The 18,270-nt window shown below is 60.7% G+C and carries 19 protein-coding genes; 8 read left to right on the top strand and 11 right to left on the bottom strand.

Annotated features, from left to right (window positions below):
• Window positions 1-47 precede the first annotated feature (47 nt).
• Window positions 48-1,451, top strand: coding sequence for a cryptochrome/photolyase family protein (locus QMQ05_RS15480; RefSeq protein ID WP_345471468.1), 1,404 nt, complete (start codon window positions 48-50; stop codon window positions 1,449-1,451).
• A gap of 178 nt (window positions 1,452-1,629) precedes the next feature.
• Here the strand turns inward: QMQ05_RS15480 and QMQ05_RS15475 are convergent, their stop codons facing one another.
• Window positions 1,630-2,124, bottom strand: coding sequence for a hypothetical protein (locus tag QMQ05_RS15475; protein ID WP_345471466.1), 495 nt, complete (start codon window positions 2,122-2,124; stop codon window positions 1,630-1,632).
• 108 nt (window positions 2,125-2,232) lie between these two features.
• Window positions 2,233-2,625 (bottom strand): hypothetical protein, encoded by a 393-nt coding sequence (locus QMQ05_RS15470; protein WP_345471464.1) that lies wholly within the window; start codon window positions 2,623-2,625, stop codon window positions 2,233-2,235.
• A gap of 238 nt (window positions 2,626-2,863) precedes the next feature.
• Between QMQ05_RS15470 and QMQ05_RS15465 the strand changes: the two genes are divergently transcribed.
• Both QMQ05_RS15465 and QMQ05_RS15460 read left to right on the top strand, forming a co-directional pair.
• Window positions 2,864-3,424, top strand: a complete 561-nt coding sequence (locus tag QMQ05_RS15465; protein ID WP_345471462.1) for a MarR family winged helix-turn-helix transcriptional regulator — start codon at window positions 2,864-2,866, stop codon at window positions 3,422-3,424.
• A gap of 151 nt (window positions 3,425-3,575) precedes the next feature.
• Complete coding sequence (locus QMQ05_RS15460) at window positions 3,576-3,863, top strand: hypothetical protein (RefSeq protein ID WP_345471460.1); 288 nt, start codon at window positions 3,576-3,578, stop codon at window positions 3,861-3,863.
• Between the two features lie 143 nt (window positions 3,864-4,006).
• Here QMQ05_RS15460 and QMQ05_RS15455 read toward each other — a convergent pair whose 3' ends face one another.
• From QMQ05_RS15455 to QMQ05_RS15445, 3 genes are all read right to left on the bottom strand, one after another.
• Entirely contained in the window at window positions 4,007-4,267 is a 261-nt protein-coding gene (locus QMQ05_RS15455; protein WP_345474784.1) for a GlsB/YeaQ/YmgE family stress response membrane protein, read from the bottom strand.
• Between the two features lie 221 nt (window positions 4,268-4,488).
• The gene (locus QMQ05_RS15450; RefSeq protein ID WP_345471458.1) at window positions 4,489-4,704 is read right to left on the bottom strand and encodes a hypothetical protein; all 216 of its coding nucleotides are present in this window, start codon (window positions 4,702-4,704) and stop codon (window positions 4,489-4,491) included.
• 82 nt (window positions 4,705-4,786) lie between these two features.
• Complete coding sequence (locus QMQ05_RS15445) at window positions 4,787-5,383, bottom strand: FAD-dependent oxidoreductase (RefSeq protein WP_345471456.1); 597 nt, start codon at window positions 5,381-5,383, stop codon at window positions 4,787-4,789.
• Between QMQ05_RS15445 and QMQ05_RS15440 the strand changes: the two genes are divergently transcribed.
• Window positions 5,268-5,540 (top strand): hypothetical protein, encoded by a 273-nt coding sequence (locus QMQ05_RS15440; RefSeq protein WP_345474816.1) that lies wholly within the window; start codon window positions 5,268-5,270, stop codon window positions 5,538-5,540. The genes QMQ05_RS15445 and QMQ05_RS15440 overlap by 116 nt on opposite strands.
• Entirely contained in the window at window positions 5,537-5,665 is a 129-nt protein-coding gene (locus QMQ05_RS15435) for a hypothetical protein (RefSeq protein WP_345471454.1), read from the top strand. The genes QMQ05_RS15440 and QMQ05_RS15435 overlap by 4 nt, the downstream gene beginning before the upstream one ends.
• Before the next feature lie 4 nt (window positions 5,666-5,669).
• Here the strand turns inward: QMQ05_RS15435 and QMQ05_RS15430 are convergent, their stop codons facing one another.
• The 3 genes from QMQ05_RS15430 to QMQ05_RS15420 are packed head-to-tail and all read right to left on the bottom strand — an operon-like array spanning window position 5,670 to window position 8,052.
• Window positions 5,670-6,920, bottom strand: coding sequence for a sensor histidine kinase (locus QMQ05_RS15430; protein WP_345471453.1), 1,251 nt, complete (start codon window positions 6,918-6,920; stop codon window positions 5,670-5,672).
• Window positions 6,917-7,627 (bottom strand): response regulator transcription factor, encoded by a 711-nt coding sequence (locus tag QMQ05_RS15425; RefSeq protein WP_345471451.1) that lies wholly within the window; start codon window positions 7,625-7,627, stop codon window positions 6,917-6,919. Before QMQ05_RS15425 ends, QMQ05_RS15430 begins: the two co-directional genes overlap by 4 nt.
• Entirely contained in the window at window positions 7,624-8,052 is a 429-nt protein-coding gene (locus tag QMQ05_RS15420) for a hypothetical protein (protein ID WP_334122106.1), read from the bottom strand. Before QMQ05_RS15420 ends, QMQ05_RS15425 begins: the two co-directional genes overlap by 4 nt.
• A 382-nt stretch (window positions 8,053-8,434) precedes the next feature.
• On the opposite strand from QMQ05_RS15420, the gene QMQ05_RS15415 reads away from it, so the two are divergent.
• On the top strand, window positions 8,435-10,336 hold the full coding sequence (locus QMQ05_RS15415; protein ID WP_345471449.1) for an acyltransferase family protein: 1,902 nt from the start codon (window positions 8,435-8,437) through the stop codon (window positions 10,334-10,336).
• Between the two features lie 141 nt (window positions 10,337-10,477).
• On the opposite strand, the gene QMQ05_RS15410 is transcribed toward QMQ05_RS15415, so the two are convergent.
• Genes QMQ05_RS15410 through QMQ05_RS15400 form a run of 3 tightly spaced genes read right to left on the bottom strand, consistent with a single transcriptional unit; the run spans window position 10,478 to window position 15,723 of the window.
• Window positions 10,478-12,997, bottom strand: a complete 2,520-nt coding sequence (locus QMQ05_RS15410; RefSeq protein ID WP_345471447.1) for a GcvT family protein — start codon at window positions 12,995-12,997, stop codon at window positions 10,478-10,480.
• Between the two features lie 36 nt (window positions 12,998-13,033).
• Entirely contained in the window at window positions 13,034-14,422 is a 1,389-nt protein-coding gene (locus tag QMQ05_RS15405; protein WP_345471445.1) for a flavin reductase family protein, read from the bottom strand.
• Entirely contained in the window at window positions 14,419-15,723 is a 1,305-nt protein-coding gene (locus tag QMQ05_RS15400) for an aromatic ring-hydroxylating oxygenase subunit alpha (RefSeq protein ID WP_345471443.1), read from the bottom strand. The genes QMQ05_RS15405 and QMQ05_RS15400 overlap by 4 nt, the downstream gene beginning before the upstream one ends.
• Before the next feature lie 157 nt (window positions 15,724-15,880).
• Between QMQ05_RS15400 and QMQ05_RS15395 the strand changes: the two genes are divergently transcribed.
• Together QMQ05_RS15395 and fdhA are read left to right on the top strand one after the other, a co-directional pair.
• Complete coding sequence (locus tag QMQ05_RS15395; RefSeq protein ID WP_345471441.1) at window positions 15,881-16,816, top strand: LysR family transcriptional regulator; 936 nt, start codon at window positions 15,881-15,883, stop codon at window positions 16,814-16,816.
• Between the two features lie 129 nt (window positions 16,817-16,945).
• A complete protein-coding gene (gene fdhA, locus QMQ05_RS15390; RefSeq protein WP_345471439.1) occupies window positions 16,946-18,160 on the top strand; it encodes a formaldehyde dehydrogenase, glutathione-independent in 1,215 nt (404 codons plus the stop codon).
• The last annotated feature ends 110 nt before the right edge of the window (window positions 18,161-18,270 follow it).

The raw sequence follows: 18,270 nt of genomic DNA, 5'->3' as shown, positions 1-18,270 counted from the left end.
TATACAGGTTCGCGGTGCAGGTTCCGCGGTTAATCTACGATGGCTGCATGAACTCCAGCCGCAGCCATGATCAGCCCCAGGACTACCAGCTTGTGCTCTTCCGCGATGACTTGCGCACCGCAGACCATCCGGCGCTGTTGGCGGCCCGCGACGCGGGTCCGGTGGTGGGTCTGTACATCCTGGACGAGGATTCTGCCGGGATCAGGCCGCTGGGCGGCGCGGCGCGCTGGTGGCTGCACCACGCGCTAGCGAGCCTGCGCGCCTCGCTCGAGCAACTGGGCATTCCGCTGGTGCTTCGGCGCGGAGCCACGGTGGAGATCCTCCAGGAGGTGGTGGCCGAGGGCGCCGTGGCTGCGGTGCACTGGAACCGGCGCTATGGCCAGGCCGAGCGTGCCGTCGACACCGAGCTCAAGAGCACCTTGGGCGAGGCCGGGATCCCTGCGCACAGCTATGCCGGGACCCTGCTGCACGAACCGTGGGAGCTGCTGACCCAATCAGGCACCGGCTACAAGGTGTTCACCGCGTTCCATAAGGCGTTGTGCGCCACCGACATCCGCCCACCCCAGCCCGCGCCGCAGCGGCAGGCCTCGCCGCCGGGAAAGACGCCGCCCGGCGAAGATCTGGAGAACTGGGGCTTGCTGCCCACCTCGCCGGATTGGTCCACCGGCCTGGCCGAAGCATGGACGCCGGGGGAAGCGGCGGCCCATGAGCGCCTGGATATGGTGTTCGACGAGGTCGCCCGGGATTACCAGGACCTGCATGATCGCCCCGACCGCGATGGGACCTCCGCGCTGTCGCCAGCGCTGCGATGGGGGCACCTCAGCGCGCACCAGCTGTGGCACGAGCTCAGTGCGTTGGCCCAACGCGCCCCGGGGGCCGCCGAGGGCGCGTTGGGACTGCGCCGCCAGGTGGCATGGCGGGATTTCTGCTGGCACCTCTACTACCATCACCCGGAACTGCCCACCGAAAACCTGCGGGCGGAGTTTGATGATTTTGATTGGTCCTGGCCCGGGGATTCGGCCCGGGCGGCGCACCTGGCCACGGCCTGGCAGCGGGGCCGCACCGGATTCGCGTTGGTGGATGCCGGGATGGCCCAGTTGTGGCAGACCGGCTGGATGCATAATCGCGTGCGCATGGTGACGGCCAGCTTGCTGGTCAAGAATCTGGGGCTGCATTGGAGGGTCGGCGAGCAATGGTTCTGGGACACCTTGGTGGACGCGGACCTGGCGAGCAATACCGCCAATTGGCAGTGGGTGGCTGGCAGTGGCGCCGACGCTGCGCCCTATTTCAGGGTGTTCAATCCCGAGCTGCAAGCCAAGAAGTTCGATCCCTCGGGCAGCTATGTGGCGCGCTATGCGCCGTTGGCCGTTGAACCGCTGGTGGATCTGAAGGAATCGCGGCAGGCGGCGCTCGATGCCTACCAGCACATGAAATCTGCCCAGGGAAAGTAATTCGGGGGAGAGTGCTCGGGGCCGTGAGCGCCTCGCACGTCGGCTGCGCTGCGCAGGACGGGGCGCGGCCGCCAGTTTTCTGCACATGACTTTTCTGCACAAGACAGCGGTGGGCAGCTCCCGCCGCTTAATGGCTGGGAGCTGCCCACGCGATGGTGCCGGAGAAGCGCAATGCTGGCTACTGCACGCCGGCGGTTGCCAAGGCTGGCCGCGATGGCAGCTGGTATCTATTGCTGGCGGCGCCGGAACTGTGCATGGCTGGACAGGAAGGAATCACGTGGGCCACGGCGGTGTGCTGCCAGAATTTCACGCGGAATTCGGCAATGGTCGCCGATGCGACCCGGTCGAAGAACGCGCCGATGGTGGTGAACGCGACGGAAGGTGCAACAACACGCAGCGCCGATTGCGGGGTGGTGATGTGCAGCATGCGCAGTTCTTCGCTGCGCGGGTCGAGCATGGCGACCAGCGCCGCCCGGCCGTGGACGGAGACCATCGCCATCACGTCATGCAGTGGTTCGCTGGGACGGGTCATCACGATGGGCATGCCCGGTGCCCAGCCAAAAGAAGCTAGGTGGGACTTGCCCTCACGGGTGGCGAGAAAATCGGCGACCCTGACAGCGGTCTGGGTTCTGGCAATACGACCTGGCATTGTAGATACTTCCCTTTCTTGCATTCCTCAGTGAATATGGTGCTGCGCGGGGTGCGGTTTCGACGGGCCGGAGCCTCGTTGATCACCCTGTGTGCGTGCAGAGCCGAACGCTCCGCACTGGCCCTGGCGGGCCTAGGCCATGCTCAAATCCGCGGATTTTCCTCCTGTCTCCGGCCGCCAGCCTTGGGTGGGGGTCAGGGTCGGGGTGGCGAATGGGTCATCCAGCCAATCTGTGGAGGCATCGCCCTTGTCCAGGTCTTCGGGTTGTGTCAGGAGATTTTCCCGGCCGGCCACCGCGAACTGCAGGTTCCGCACCTCGAACTGGATGCCCAGCAGCTGCTCCATCTGCGGCAACAAGGTGTCATTGACATACTGCATGAGCTCGGTGACATCTTCTTCGCTCGTCGCGGTGCAGGCCAAATTGGCAATCAGCTTGTCAGGCGTGCCCTGGATGGTGCAGATCGCCGAATGCACCGTGCTTCTGCTTCTGCACTCCTGGGTGCCGAAGGATGCGATGTTCTGCATCCTTGTGATCCATGCTTCGTGGCCCGTAGTACTCGTATCTGCGGGAACTGCTAAATGCTCTTTCATCCTGCGCTCCGGCACTCTTCGCTGTTTCGTAGTAGAATATATGTAGACTGGCTAACTATTAGACAGGCTACATTATTTTTTTCAGGAGACGCAAGCTGGAATTTCACAAGAATCAGTGGAAGGCCGGCAAGACTCTTGGGCATTGTGCTCGTATCCGAGGAAGGGAGTTCTCATGAGTCGCTATGAGGCCAGTGGATATTGGTATGGTGAGGGCCAATCGGCTCCGGAAGCCGTTGACCTGTTGAACCTCATGCGCCGCTACCGTGACGCAGAGCGGAAAATGCGTGCCCAGACTCGCGGATCCATGGGCATGAATGAGACCGACATGACCGCCCTGCGCTTCCTCTTGAGGGCGCACCGCAAGGGCGAGGTGCCTCGCCAGCGCGATTTCGCCGAGGAGCTGGGCATCTCCAATGCCTCGGTATCAGCGCTGATTGATCGGCTCTGCCGCGATGGATACGCCGAACGGATCATGCATCCGGCCGACCGCAGATCGGTGGGCATTGTTCCGACCCGGCACAGCGACACCGAGGTGCGCGAGACTCTGCAGCAGATGCATGAGCGGATGATGTCCGCCGTCGATGGGCTCAGCGCAGATGAGCGGAGGGCCGCAGCGAAGTTCCTGCTTGCCCTCATTGCCAGTGTGGAATGGAATGAGCATGACCTCGGCCAGTCGGCGCAACGCGATCATGAGCTGCGCGATGTCCCAGGGAGCAACCTGGCGTCCTCATGACCTGCCCGCTGGAACCCCGCGCCACCTGAGCGCGACGGAAAGGGCAGCGAGTTGCTGGAAAAAACCTCAAGGCAGATGCCACAGTGCCGCTGCACGCGTAGGTTGAAGCCAAACGGAAACAGGTGACCTCACACAAGTTAGGGTGATTTGAATGCCGCGCAGGCGCATCGATGTCAGTGTCAGCCACGACGAGTTCGAAGATCTCAACAACGCGCTCGAAGACCACCGTGATGGTTTCACGGATCTGGCGAAGGAAGCAGCCAATGGCTTTGGCCTGGAACCCGAGTACTGGTCGGGCCGGGCCAGCGAGGTGCAGAACCTGCTCGAAAAGGTCCAGGAACATAGCCGCGAAGAAGCCGACACCGCCGGCGAGCCGGCGCAGTCCGATGAGCCCGCGCAGGGACTGGAGCGCGGTGGGCAACCGGATCCGCGCGACTAGCCATTGCTCACCTCCGGATGGTGCGCGGCGCTGCTGAACCTTGCCCTGCGGACCTGCTGCGATGCCACTCGGAAACATGGCAGTGGATGGCGCCGACGATGCGTTGGCGCCATCCACTGCCATGGCTCTTGGTTGGCCGGCCGCTAGGCTCGCTTGCGGGTCAGTAGCCCCCAAAGGACCAGAACCACGAGCGAACCGCCGATGGCCAGCAGCCAGGTCGAGGGCGACCAGAACTGGTTGATTCCCACATCGAAGACCGCGGAGCCGATCCAGCCGCCCACCAGGGCGCCGACGATGCCCAGCAGCAGCGTGGCGAGCCATCCGCCTCCCTGCTCTCCCGGTTTGATGGCCTTGGCGATAGCCCCGGCGATCAGTCCCAAAACGATCCATCCGACAATGCCCACGGTTTCCCCTTTGCTCGGTTTCATGGTGCCTCGGTAACGGGTACCGGCACCGTCTTCCAAATCAGCAAGGTACTAGATGCGCCCTGGCCGTCGCCGGAAACCTGGGTGCCTCCTGGGAGCCTAGTCGTGGCGATGGCCGGAAAATAGCCCTGCCATTCAGCACAGTCCGGGCCGGGCGTGCAACGGGCCCCGGCGGGAACCGCGCTCTGCGGCGTGCCGGGCTAGGCCGTGCGGAACCCCAGGCCCTTCTGCTCCAAGGCGGAGCTCAGGATCCTGATCGCCTTGGGGCCGACGCCATGAATGGCGAGCAGCTCCTTTTCGGTGCACCGGCAAATCTTTTCCAGGCTGTCCAGTCCGGCGAGCTGCAATTCCCGCGGGGCGGTTTTCCCCAGCTCATGGGGGAGGTCTCCGACGGGACGCACATCAGGTGTGGCCATGGGGTCTCCTAGGGTAGCGAAGAATCCGGGTCTGGCCACAGGATACCGAAGCTGAACCGGCTAGGCCAGAGGCACCTGCCGATCAGCTCGCCGGCAGCGAAGGCGTCGCGGCCAGTTCTGGCCCGGCCGCCGGAGCCTGTAGCGACGTGGACACGGCGCGCGCGGCGTCGAGTCCGCTTTCGATGGCCCCGTCGATGAACCCGCCCCAGCCATTGGCGAAGTCCGAACCTGCCAGGTGAAGGAGGCCCTCCGGGCGCTGCAACTCGGCCAGCGACTCGGTCAGGTCGCTCGTGTAGTGCATGGGCCAGGTGGACTGCGAGTACGGGTCGTCCACCCAGTTGTACCCGGCGGCCTCCAGTACCTCCAATCCGGGAACCAAGCGATCCAGGTAGCGTTGGGCGGCGGCGAGATCCTCGACATCCACCGCGACCGCATCGGGGCCGAAACACACCAGGGTTGTGGTGTCTTCCTCGAAGTATTCGACCTGGACGAAGTTCAGCGGGGCATCTTCCAGGCCCAAGGCGACAAATCGCTGTTGCCGCCCCTTGACCTTGATGCACAGCTTGGCTCCGCGGCCAGCCTGCCCGCGCTCGGCCGCCTGGCGCTTGATCGGGGAGAGCGCCGGTAGCCACGCTGATTTCCTCGGCGTTGCTGGTGATCGAAGCCACCGCCTGCCCAAGGTGCAGATCTCCGCTGGCGACGGCGCACCAGCGAGGCGCCTGGCTGTAGTCGGCGCGGTCCAGGGAGCCGTTGAAAATCCGCGCCCAGAAGGAACGCAGCAGCTGGCACTGGTGCTCGGGAAGATCCCAGCCGGTCGATGGCCTCGGAGGGCGTGAGGCCGTCGATCCGTGCCACCTCCTTGCTGGACAGCGGGGACCAGGGCAGCGGTAAGTGGTCGGTGATTCGCTGCATCATCGATGTGGAGATCGATGATGCAGCGCTCGTGCGTTTGGAGTACTAACCAGCTAGCGAAGTTCGGATTCCGTCGATGGCTGCAATTCAAGGTGAACCAACGCGCCGTTGTCATTGGATAGATTCATCGTGGCGCCCAAGGCCTGCGCCTGACCGCTAGCGATGGTCAAGCCCAGTCCGATCCCACCACCCTTGGACACAAAGCGTTCCGGACCATTGTCTAAGACACTGCTCGGGAATCCCGGGCCCTGATCATGGATGCTGATGCTCCGGCCCCGAGTGCTGATCGTGATCGGCCCTTCACCGTGGGCCCACGCATTGCTGATCAGATTCTCTAGGATGCGCTCTAACCTTCGCGGTTCAACAAGCACTTCGCTACCTTCGGCGCTCAAGTGAAGTTCTAGTTCGGCGCACTGTTCCGGGCGTCGTCCACGGATATGCCCAATGATCTCGGCAACACAAGGATCCAACTGAACGGTGGCCAAATCGGCCGACTCGATGCGCGACTCCAACCGGGAGACTTCCAACAGATCTTCAACGAGGTTCCGCAACTTGGCCACCCGATCCTGGACTAATTGGGTGGGGCGGGAGTCGGGAAGCAAACTTGCCGCCGTCACTAAACCGGTCAATGGGGTGCGTAGCTCATGGGCTAGATCTGCAGAGAATCGTTGCTCGGCAGCGATTTTGGCATTGAGTTCACGGGCCATCGCGTCAACGGCCCCGGCGAACTCATCGACTTCATCCCGCCCTCCGAAGGGCTTACCAATCGAGTCTTCCACCAGCACTCGACGCTCGCCGGAAGCGATGGCCCGGGCCGCGTGGGATCCCTTGGTCAGTCGCTTGACCAGTCGTGAAACAATCACAATGCCAATGGATGACACCAAAACAAGGGTGGTGATCCCGGCCCACAACAGGGCAGTGTCAACACTTTGGCGCATCTGCTGGCTACTGGCCCAGGACACCGAGAGCGAGAAGACCGCCGGCTGGGTTCCCAAACTGACCGGCGCCGCCGCATAAATCACTTCCTGCCCATCAATCAGGGCGCGGTAGGTAATGTACTGGCCCGCCTTGGCAGCGTCCCGCGCCTCATCGGGTAACTGCGGATCATTGACCTTGGCACCAAGAATGCTAATTCCAGTCTCATCCAGAATCCGCACCGCTTGCTGCAGCGAAGTGGTGGCTTCCTCACGCAGTCGCTGTTCCTCGCTGAGATTGATCATTTGGCGGACCAACATGGCCGAAACCAGCAGTGTCAGCAGCACCGAAAAAATGGTCATCCCGGTGATTTTCCAGCGCAGGCTCATCCGAGTTCATCCTGCAGCCGGTAACCGAATCCGCGCACGGTTTCGATCCGGCCGGCACCGATTTTTCTACGCAACCGTTGTACGTGGACGTCGATGACACGGTGATCAGCTTCCCAGGTGTAGCCCCAGACCTCGGCCAGGATGTCGCTACGCGACACCACCGCACCGGGGGTTTCACTGAGCATCAACAAGATTTTCATCTCGGTCGGGGTTAGATGAACTTCCTGCCCATCGAGCAGCACCACCAACCGGTACGGGTCGATATTCAGACGCTGCGTTTTTGACGCGGGACCTGCCGGGACCGGGGTGGTGGCCACCGGCCGGTCCGCGCGCCGCAAGACCGCACGCAACCGGGCATCAAGGACCTGCAGGTCGAAGGGCTTGGCCAGGTAATCATCGGCTCCGGCATCTAAACCGGTGACCATATCCAGGCCTTCACCGCGTGCCGACAGCATGATCACCGGAACAGTGCTGAAGCTGCGCAACTCCCGGCAAACCTGAGTACCGTTCATAGTTGGCAACATGACATCAAGCAGGACCACGTCCACCGGGTCATCTTGTTCTAACCTGCGGAAGAGTTCGAGTCCTTCCAGGCCGTCGTCGGCGCCGAGAACCTGGTAACCCAGCCGTTCAAGACCGATGGCGGTAGCTTCGAAGATGACTGCATCATCCTCGATCATCAAAATCCGGATACCAGTGGGCCTCATGGCGTGACCTCCTGATTTTCCGTGGGGTCTACCGAACTTTCGAAGGAATCGGCCTGGACGAATTGTCCATCTTGGTAGCGGAACATCCGCACGGACCACCCCGAGGGACAACACATGGGGTCATCTGGTTGGTAGACCGCTTCCTGAGCCACCAAGCTACCTTCCTTGCCGGCACTCAAATACACGTCGCTTCCACCCACTGCTAACGCGATCGATGGTTTTCCGTGATCGTCTCGGATGGCAAAGGACGCAAAACTGTAGGCATCGCCAGCGGTGCTCACCGAATAGTTTTGGAACTTCTCGCCGGCAATTTCAAAGCTTGGCAGGGCGAGCAGGCATTTATCGCAATCGGTCAGGTATTCGCGGATATCTGACTCAGAGTTCTGATCGGTGGCGACAAGACTGAGATCAGTCTTCAACAACACCGACCGAACCTCGGAGGGCGTAAATGGCTTTTCCCACTCCTTCACGTCACCGTCAGATGGGCTGCTCGCTGTGACTGCCGGCATTGAGGACGCGGTGGGTGATTCGACCCTTAAAGCATCGGTGGTGCTGCAAGCGCTCGTTCCCAAAATCAGCAACAGAACGTAGAGCATTGAGATAGCCCGCCGTACACCCACAAGGATCCTTTCCCATTTTTTGCTTTCGATGCACCCTATGGTGCGACACTGCCAATTATGCCCGGGATCATCGGTGAAAATGCGCGAAACTGCCGGTATTGAATCCGTCGATTGTGTAACAAAATTGATGCAGGGGCGTTAGCTGGCTGAGAGTTGTTCGTCGTGGCGAATTGGAAATATCAGTTATGTGATTCAGCCAGTGCTTCTTTCCGCAGCCCCGCCGCAGTCAGCGGACGACAATACTCAACCAATCAACCGCAATCTTGGTCTTGATGGCCTGCGAGGCATCGCCGTGCTGGCTGTCATGACGTATCACTTCTGGCCGAGCTTCCTACCGGGCGGGTTTCTCGGGGTGGATCTGTTTTTCACCCTGAGCGGTTTCTTGATCACCGGAGGATTGCTCAGGTCCATGGCGGGCAGGCGATTCCCGGACCTGCGCGGCTTCTGGCTACGTCGGGTTCGACGACTAGTTCCAGCCATGATTCTGGTGCTCGTTCTGTGCACCGCGTTGGCCCTGCTGGCCGTGGGACAACTTCCGGCAGGGCTTCGATGGCAATGGGCCGGGGCGCTGACCTACACCAGCAACTGGATGCAGATCGCCCACGGCAACAGCTATTTCTCCTCCGTAGAACCACTCTATTTTCAACATTTTTGGTCCCTGGCGGTCGAGGAACAGTTCTATGTGCTGTGGCCGTTAGTGTTGGTTCTCTTAGTTGCACTCTTGCGAAGACGTTCTGCACTAATGTGGGGAATCCTCGTGGTGGCAGCTGCCTCAGCGGCAACTATGGCTTGGGGCTTTGATGCCTCGGCAGACTCTAGCGTGTTGTATTTCGGAACGTGGACTCACGGTTTTGGACTGCTTCTAGGCTCGGCCGGTGCAGTGGCCTGCGCGGACGGACAGGTGGTTCGCCGCGATAGATCACAGCGGGCCCGAATGCTGATTCAGTTATCGCAGATCCTCATTTTGTGCTGTCTGTTGGTGGCCTTCGCCCTGCTTCCCGATACCTCGGCCATCGCCTACCAAGGCGGAATGGCCCTGTTCTGTGTAGCGGCCACGGTGTTGATGACGACCCTGAGAAATTCTGGAACTTGGGGATATACCTTGCTCAGCCAGAAATACCTGCGGTGGTTAGGCCATCGCAGTTATGGGCTATACCTCTGGCATTGGCCACTGCTGGTCTTGGCTCAGACGATCTTTCCACCTCAAGCGCAGACGGCCGCGGTCTTGTGTGTCATCCCGTTGATTTTTCTGGGGGCCCAACTATCGTGGCAGTTTGTCGAGCAGCCCATCTTGCAGCATGGTTTCACACTCACCTTGAGCCGGTGGGCCAAGAACATTGCCGGCAGAATCATGCAGGTTTGGAATGGTGCCACGAGAAGCTTCGGCGCGGTGGCCACGCTCTTAGCCTTGGTGCTCGTACCGCTGTGTGCTGCCTCCGTACTGATGGCTTCGCCAGCTCAGGGCCAGTTGGAACAACAGCTGGCCCTGGCCCAGATTGCCTTGGACGAAGAAGCGAAGGCTCCGGTGGTTGAAGAACAACAGCCGCAGACAACAAATGATGCACAGCGCGACAACTCGACAAAGAAGCCGTCGAAAAATGATACTGCGCCAAGAAAATATACCGGTCGAGACGTGACGGCGTTGGGGGATTCGGTCATGCTGGCTTCATCGCCACAAATGCTCAAAAAGCTGCCAGGGATTTCGATTCATGCCTCGGTCGGGGCGCAGATCTGGGATGCACCGGCACGACTGCGCGAGCTGAAAGGCGCCGGTGAACTGCGCAAGGTGGTAGTGGTGGGTCTGGGTACCAATGGCGATGTACCAGCTGGAACACTAGAGCAGATCCGGTCAGTGATCGGAGCCAAGCGTGAACTGTTGCTGATTACCGCCTCGGCACCACGGCAGTGGATCAGCCATGTTAATGACAGCCTGCGCGCTGCGGCCGAGTCAGATTCCAGGACTCACATTGTTGAGTGGGACCGGACTGCTCCCACCGTTGATGACATGGCTCGTGATGACATTCATCCTGGACCCCACGGTGGCGCCGCTTATGGACAACTGCTGGCGGACGCCGTGCGGAAACTCTAACGGCGGATCATGAAGGGGCCAACGGCTGCGAACTCGGAATTTTATACCTGTATATAGGAGAAGGTTGGATACCGCCCCAAAGCGGTACCCAACCTTTAATACGCGTCGCTAATATTTGTCGCTAAAACCTATCGGTCATCTTTAGCTGGCCGCGGTAGCCAGGGAAAGACCGCGCAGGCGCTCCATCTGTGGATCGTAGAGTGGATCATCCACCACGGTGGCGGGGATCTTCTGTCCGAAGTATTCGATCTCTACCGCGTCACCGGTTTCTACCGAAATCGGCAGCCATGCGTAGGCGATCGGTTTGCGGACCGTGTAACCGTAGGCGGCACTGGTGACATACCCCGAGGCCTTGCCCTCCACGAATACCGGTTCCTTGCCCAACACCACGGACACACCGTCATCGATGGTCAAACAGCGCAGGCGCTTGGTGGCGGCGGCAGCTCGTGCGGCCAGGGCCGACTTGCCCACGAAGTCCACGGTCTTGGCAGCCTTGACCGCGAAGCCCAGGCCAGCCTGTTCTGGTTCGTGCTCGCTGGTCATATCGGTACCGAAGGAACGGAAGCCCTTCTCCAAACGCATGGAGTTGAAGGCCTCACGGCCACCGGCGATGATGCCCTCTTCTTGGCCAGCCTCGAAGATCACATCCCACAGCTTCGCGCTGACATCGGCCGAGGCGTAGAGCTCCCAACCAAATTCACCCACATAGGACAGGCGCATGGCGGTGACCGGAATGCCCGCGATGGAGATCTGCTTGGTACGGAAGTACTTCAGCCCATCGTTGCTCATATCATCGTCGGTAATTTTGTTCATCACATCCAGAGCCAATGGGCCCCACAAGCCGATACAGGAGGTGCCGGCGGTGATATCGCGGATCGCTGCCCACTGGCCCGGGTTGGCCGCATTGTGCTTCTTGGCTTCACGGTTCAGGTAGGCGACGTCCACATTCGAGTTGATACCGGCCTGGTAGACCTCGTCGCTGATGCGCGCCACGGTGATATCACTGGTGATGCCACCGGCTTCATCCAGTAATAGGGTGTAGCTGACCATGCCCGGGGCACGCAGCATGTTGGCGGTGGTCAATCCCTGCAGCAGGGCTCCGGCACCAGGACCGGTGACTTCCACACGTCTGAGCGGAGTCATATCAAACATGGCGACCGCGGTGCGGGTCTTCCAAGCTTCCACCGCGGCGATGGGCGAGTGGAACTTATTGGACCAGCTATCACGTTCTGGGGCAGCCCACTCGGCGGGCAACTGATCAAGCAGCGCAGCGTTGGCTTCGTACCAGTGTGGACGTTCCCACCCGGTGCCTTCTAAGAAGAAGGCACCGAGCTTTTGCTGACGGGAGTAGAACGGGGAGGTGCGCACGGCGCGCGGTGCGGTGCGTGGTTCCAGTGGGTGGCGCACATCGTAGATCTCCACGAAGTTCTGCTGCGAGGTTTCGCTGACATACTCCTTGGTGGTCTGCACGTCCTCGAAGCGGTTCAGGTCGCAGTCGCTCAGATCGGTCTTGGAGGTACCGGTGACAATTAGTTCTGCCACAGCCTTGGCGATACCCGGTGCGTGGGTGACCCATACGGCTTCGGCAGCGTAGAAACCATCAACTTCTTTGGACTGACCCACCAGTGAGCCGCCATCCGGGGTGAAGGAGAAGATGCCGTTGAAACCACGCTGGATCTGGGTATTGCGCAGATCCGGGAGCAGTTCCTGGGTGGCTTCCCATTCGTTGACAAAGTCCTCGGGGGTGAATTCCAGGGAGGAAGGCATCTTCTCGTGGGTGATCTCCTCTGGGCGGTAGGTCTTGAGGGTGTCAAGATCCACCGGCATCGGGCGGTGAGCGTAGGAGCCGATACCGATACGATCTCCCCACTCACGGTAGTAGAGGTCGCGGTCCTGGTAGCGCAGGATCGGACGGCTGGCCCCATTGGGTAGCTCATTAACTCCGGCCAGTGATGGGGCCGGAGTGGTCCAGACAAACTGGTGGCCCAGGGGCAGTAGCGGGATGGAGGTGCCGACCATCTCGCCGATCTTTGGTCCCCAGAATCCGGCGCAGGAAACCACAATGTCTGCTTCGAAGCGTTCTTCACCGCAGATCACCGCGGTGACCTTGCCGCCACGCTGTTCAATGTCGGTGACGATGGTGCGATCCCGGAATTCAACACCGGCAGCCTTGGCCCGTTCCATCACCAGGGCGTTGCCCTTGGCGGCCAACGCTAGCCCGTCACCCGGGGTGAATAGTCCACCTAAGACCTTGCCCTCGGCAAGCATCGGGAACTTCTTTAAGCACTCGGCAGCGTCGATGACTTCTGCCTGAACCCCGTAGGAGCGGTTCCATCCGGCACGACGGTGCAGGTCCGCGAGGCGTTCTTCGGTGGTGGCGATTTCTAGGCCACCGACCGGCAGGAAGGAACTGGTGCCATCGGCACCGATCAGGGAGCTGAGCTTCTTGATGGTGTACTGGGCGAACTCGGTCATGGACTTGGACGGGTTGGACGAGTACACCAGCCCGGGGGCGTGCGAGGTGGAGCCGCCAGGAATGTTCAGTGGTCCTTGCTCAATGACCAGGGTATTGGTGTGGCCGAGGGTGGCCAGCTCGTCGGCCAGGTTGGCGCCGACGATGCCGGCGCCGATGATGATGACCCGAGGGGAAACGGGGGACATGGTGACTCCTAAAAAACTGTTGGCTAAATCGTGTGGTTATGCGTCGATGATCAGATCCGTTTGGGCGGTGGAACAGCAGGGCAAGAACTTTCCGGCGGTGATCTCCCTGGCGCGGATGCCGCCCTGGTGATTCATGTTCACTTCACCGGCAAGCTTGACCACTTTGCAGGACCCGCACATACCCTCTTGGCAGTTGGCACCGATGCGCACTCCGGCGCCCTGGGCCACGCCCAAGATCTTTTGGTCCGGGTTGATCTTGACGTTGATGCCGGTGCGCACGAAGCTCATGGTGATCGTGCCTTCACCCACGGTCTCAAAGTTGGAGGTATCCGGCGGGAGTTGCTCATCGATCGGTTCCGCCGGTGGGACAGGGGCATCGGCAGCCACGGCGACCAATTCCTGCCCGCCGGCTTCAATGGTGCCGGTTTCGTCGTATTCCGGTTCGTACATGACCAACTCGGGTGGCTGGCTCTCGTAGAATTCCTCCACCGACTCGGCCACTTCCTCGGCGATGGATTCGGCGAGCACAATTTCCTTCTGGTATTCCAGCAGGGTCTTGCGGTCCCCGGAGAAGAACTCCATGAACACCGAGGTGTCATCCACCCCGAGCCCGCGAAGTAATTCTGCGGCCGAATTCAGGTAGCCTTCCGGGCCACAGGCGAAGACCTTGCGGCCATTGGCGTCCGGGGCGACCTCTTCGATCATCTTCGCTGAGAGTCGACCGGCGAAGCCCTTCCAGCTCTTGGGTTTGTCGCGATCTCCCAGGGAGTAGTGCACCTCGATGCGCGGATCCACGCTGGCGATATATTCCAGCTCCGGCCAGAAGGCGAAGTCCCCGGGCACGGTGCCGTGGCATAAGACGATCACATCGGCCTGTCCGGGCAGGGTGTGGATGGTGCGCACCATGGACATGATCGGGGTGATCCCCGCGCCGGCGGATAAGAACAGGTAGCGCGCTCGCCGGTCGGAGTCCCCGAGGTGGAAGGCACCGACCGGTCCGAGCATATCCAGCACCATGCCCGGGCGCAGGTTTTCGTGCGCCCAGGAGGAGACCAGACCCTTAGGGTCGCGTTTAATGCTGACATTAAAGGTCCACGGCACGGTCGGGGCACTGGAAATCGAGTAGCTGCGGTCCACCATCTCTTCACCTTCGCCGTACACCGGGAAGGCAATGTTCAGGTATTGTCCGGCGCGGAAGGCCAATGGTGCACCGTCAACCCGGCGGAAGACGAAGGTCATCAGTCCGCCGGCTTCCTCGATGTTCTGCACGCATTCGGCCAAGAACTCCTGGGGGTGCCAAGGCCCCAGCGCCTTGGCGGCGGTGGCCGCCTGGTCCTGGGTGCCTAGTACCCGGTTCCATGGCATTTCCAATCCGCGGATGCGCTGTGCGGTGGAGGTGCCTACGACGATGGTTCCTTGACTCATGCCAGGTGCTCCAGCACGCGCTGGGTGTACCAGTTGATGAAGGCTTCGACCTGGTATTCGCTCTTCATGTAGGGACCTGGCTGGTAGGCAGGGCTGGCTGCACCGGTTTGGCACAGTTCCACAAAGGCCTTGTCCTGAATGTTGGTCTGCTTCCAGGTGTGGGTGAGCTTCTCCAGATCGTAATCGACGCCCTCGACCGCGTCATCGGCGACCAGCCAGGTGGTGCGCACCAGGGTCTGGTGTTCGTTGATCGGGTAGGCGCCGAAGGTGATCACGTGATCGGACTGGAAGTGGAACCAGGAGTTGGGTTGTAGGTGCATGGAGCAGCGGCCCAGGCGGAAGTCGCGTAGATCGCCGAGCAGTTTTTTGGATAGGCGGTGCCCGTCGGGGGAGAAGGATTCACCGTCGCCGTCCAGGGATTCGCGGGAGATGCGGATGCCGGCCACGCGGGTGTCGAGTTCTTCCACAACCTCGTAGGGCAGTCCGTAGCGGCGGCAGCGTTCTTCTAGGGCAGCCTGCGCATCCTTATTGCGCTGCCAGACTTCTTCCAGATGCGGTGGGACGATACCGTCGGTCAACCCCCAGGTGGGGAACAGGGAGCAGGCGAGTTCTGGGTGGCCGTCGCAGTGGTAGCACTCGCGGTTGTTTTCCATCACCAGTTTCCAGTTGCCTTCTTCGATGATGTCCTGCTGGTAGGCGACCTTGGCGCTGCCCAGATCATGGGGCGCCATGTAGGGTTCGAAAATCTGTGACACGTCGTCAAAGTCGGTGGGTGGTTCTTGGGCGATGGACACGAAGATGAGCCCGGCGTGGATACGCCCGTGGGCCTTCTTGAGAGCGAAGCAGTTCTTGTCGAAGTCGATTTCGCCTGGGGCGGAGGCGTGGATCAAATCGCCTTCGGGGGAGTAGGTCCAGGAGTGGTATCCGCAGACCAGGTTGCCGGTGCTGCCCGAGGCTTCGGTGAGGACGCGGGCGCCACGGTGGCGGCAGACGTTGTGCAGGACGTTGACTCCACCATCATCGTTGCGCAACACGATCAAGGAGTGTGGTCCGTAGTCGAGAGTGACGTAGTCTCCAGGTTCAGGAATTTCTGCCACGCTGGCGGCGAAGAGCCAGTGGGTGCCGAAGATGGCTTCCATTTCGACCTTGAAGATGGCTGGGTCGGTGTAGAACGGGGCGTCCAGTGAGTAGCCCTTGCGCCGATTGGTGAAGAGTTCGGTAATCTCGTTGAGCTGATCAGCCTCTAAGGTTGAAGCGAGTTTGCCGCGTGTGCTGCGCGCTGTGCTTACCGAAGCAGTCATCTGTTACTCCTAGAAAAGCAGGGCGCCGTGCGCCCTAGTGTTGTGGTTGCGCGGTGAACTGGATCACTCAATGGATCATCCGCATGCAATGAGACTAGGAAGAAATAGTGTCCATGAAAAGCGCAAGATTTTGAATGAAATCGTGCACAATGAGTGCATGATTGATCCTCGCTTGAGCACCCTCAGGGTTTTCTCTTCCACCGGTAATGTGGCGCGCACCGCGGAATTGACCGGATATTCCCCCTCCGCCGTTTCGGCTCAGCTGCGCGAGCTGCAACGTGGGCTGGGTATGGAGCTACTGGTCAAGGAAGGGCGCGGGGTGCGCCTGAGTGCCACCGGCCGACATTTTGTGGCGGGCTTGGACGCGATTGTGACGCAGTGGGAGCTGCTGATGGCATCCTCGCGGAACGCTTCGGGGCAACTCCAAGCCAGCTTTGGCCTCGGTGGATTCTCCACCGCGGCCGCTGAACTGCTCGCCCCGCTGGCCGCGAAGTTGCGTGCCACGCGGCCAGAGATGGAAGTGCGACTGGTGGAAGCTCAGCCGCAACGCTGCCTGGATCTTTTGCTTTCCGAGCGCATTGACCTTGCGGTGATCGTGGCGAGCCAATCGCAAACCGGATCCTTGGTGCAGGCTCGCTTTGAGCAGACGGTGCTGCTTGATGATCCGTTGGACGTGGTACTGCCTGCGGATCATCCGCTGGCCATGAGCAAGTCGGTGTCCCTGGATCAGTTGGCCGATGACCCGTGGATCACCGAATCCGAACAGTCGGTGTACCGGGCACTTTTTGTTGCCGCCTTCACCTCGCTGGGTGTCACCCCACATATCGCGCACGAGGCGGTGGAGTGGGAGACCATGATTGCTTTCATCGGCGCCGGACTGGGCGTGGGACTCTTGCCTCGGCTGGCTACCTTGGCGCATGCGGAGAACGTGGTGCGACGACGTATCACCGGGGTCGCTCGGCCCTCACGTCGTATCGTTGCGGTGGTTCGCAAGGGCTCTTTGAGCTCTCCGATGATCAAGGAATCTTTGGAAATTTTGCAGGAGACCGCCAAGGGAATTATTGCGCAGCGGGCCGCTGAGGAGCTGGACTAAGCCCGAGTTTGCTCACTGCCAAGCCTCCAAGCAATTTTCATCATGGGGTATTGACATACGTCACACTCATGAGCAGACTTTCCTACATCCGATTAGTATCCAACTAATATTTCATGCGAAAGGTCTGGCATGGGAAACTTGGCAGTCAGTTATGCAGGAGCGGGTAAAGTCGAATTGATCGACACCCCCTACCCGGAATTTGAACTAAAAGACGGACCGGGGGTTCACCCGGCCAACATCGGACGCAAGGTGCATCACGGGGTCATTCTCAAGACCATCGCCACCAACATTTGTGGCTCTGACCAGCACATGGTGCGCGGTCGAACCACCGCACCGGAAGGTCTGGTACTCGGACACGAAATCACCGGCGAGGTAGTCGAAGTTGGTCGTGACGTTGAATTCCTGAAGGTCGGTGACGTCGTTTCGGTACCTTTCAACATCTCCTGTGGACGCTGCCGAAACTGTAAGACCGGGCAGACCGGCATCTGCCTGAATGTGAACCCAGATCGTCCGGGCTCAGCCTATGGTTACGTGGACATGGGCGGCTGGGTCGGCGGTCAGGCGGAGTACGTGCTGGTCCCGTACGCGGACTGGAATGCCCTGAAGTTCCCGGACCGCGACCAGGCTTTGGAAAAAATTCTTGACCTGACCATGCTCTCGGATATCTTCCCTACCGGCTACCACGGTGCCATCGGCGCCGGTGTCACCGTAGGTTCCACCGTCTACGTGGCAGGTGCAGGTCCCGTAGGCTTGGCGGCAGCAACTTCGGCCCAGTTGCTGGGTGCAGCCACGGTTATCGTTGGCGATTTGAATGCGGATCGACTGGCTCAGGCACGTAGCTTCGGTTGCGAAACCGTTGACGTCTCCAAGGGGGATCCAGCCGAGCAGATTGAGCAGATTCTCGGGGTTCCCGAAGTGGATTGCGGCATTGACGCCGTGGGCTTCGAAGCTCGCGGTCACGGTCATGACGCCGGCAAAGAGCAACCGGCCACCGTGCTGAATTCACTGATGGAAATCACCCGCGCCGGCGGTAGCTTGGGCATCCCAGGACTCTATGTCACCGGGGACCCAGGAGCTAGTGACGAAGCAGCTAAAGTCGGGTCACTGTCCATGCGCTTCGGCCTCGGTTTCGCCAAGTCACACACCTTTGTCACCGGTCAGTGCCCGGTCATGAAGTACCACCGTGGGCTCATGCAGGCCATCCTCTCCGACAAGGTTTCGATTGCCAAGAACGTGAATGCCACCGCCATTTCACTCAAGGATGCACCACAGGGTTACGCCGCGTTTGATGAGGGCGCAGCCCAGAAGTTTGTACTAGACCCACACGGTCTGATCGGCGCCTGAGTACGCGCCAATTAAGCCTGCCGTAACTGCGGGGCCATGACACTGATGCCTGAGCCCCGCAGTTATCGCGGTATGCCCGTCAATGGAGCCGGTTGCCTGCCATGTCATGC

Origin of the sequence: Glutamicibacter sp. B1 (genome assembly GCF_039602135.1) — a bacterium.
Lineage (GTDB): Bacteria > Actinomycetota > Actinomycetes > Actinomycetales > Micrococcaceae > Glutamicibacter > Glutamicibacter ectropisis.
Note: the sequence above shows the minus strand (reverse complement) of the source record. Positions and strands in the feature narration are given on the sequence as shown.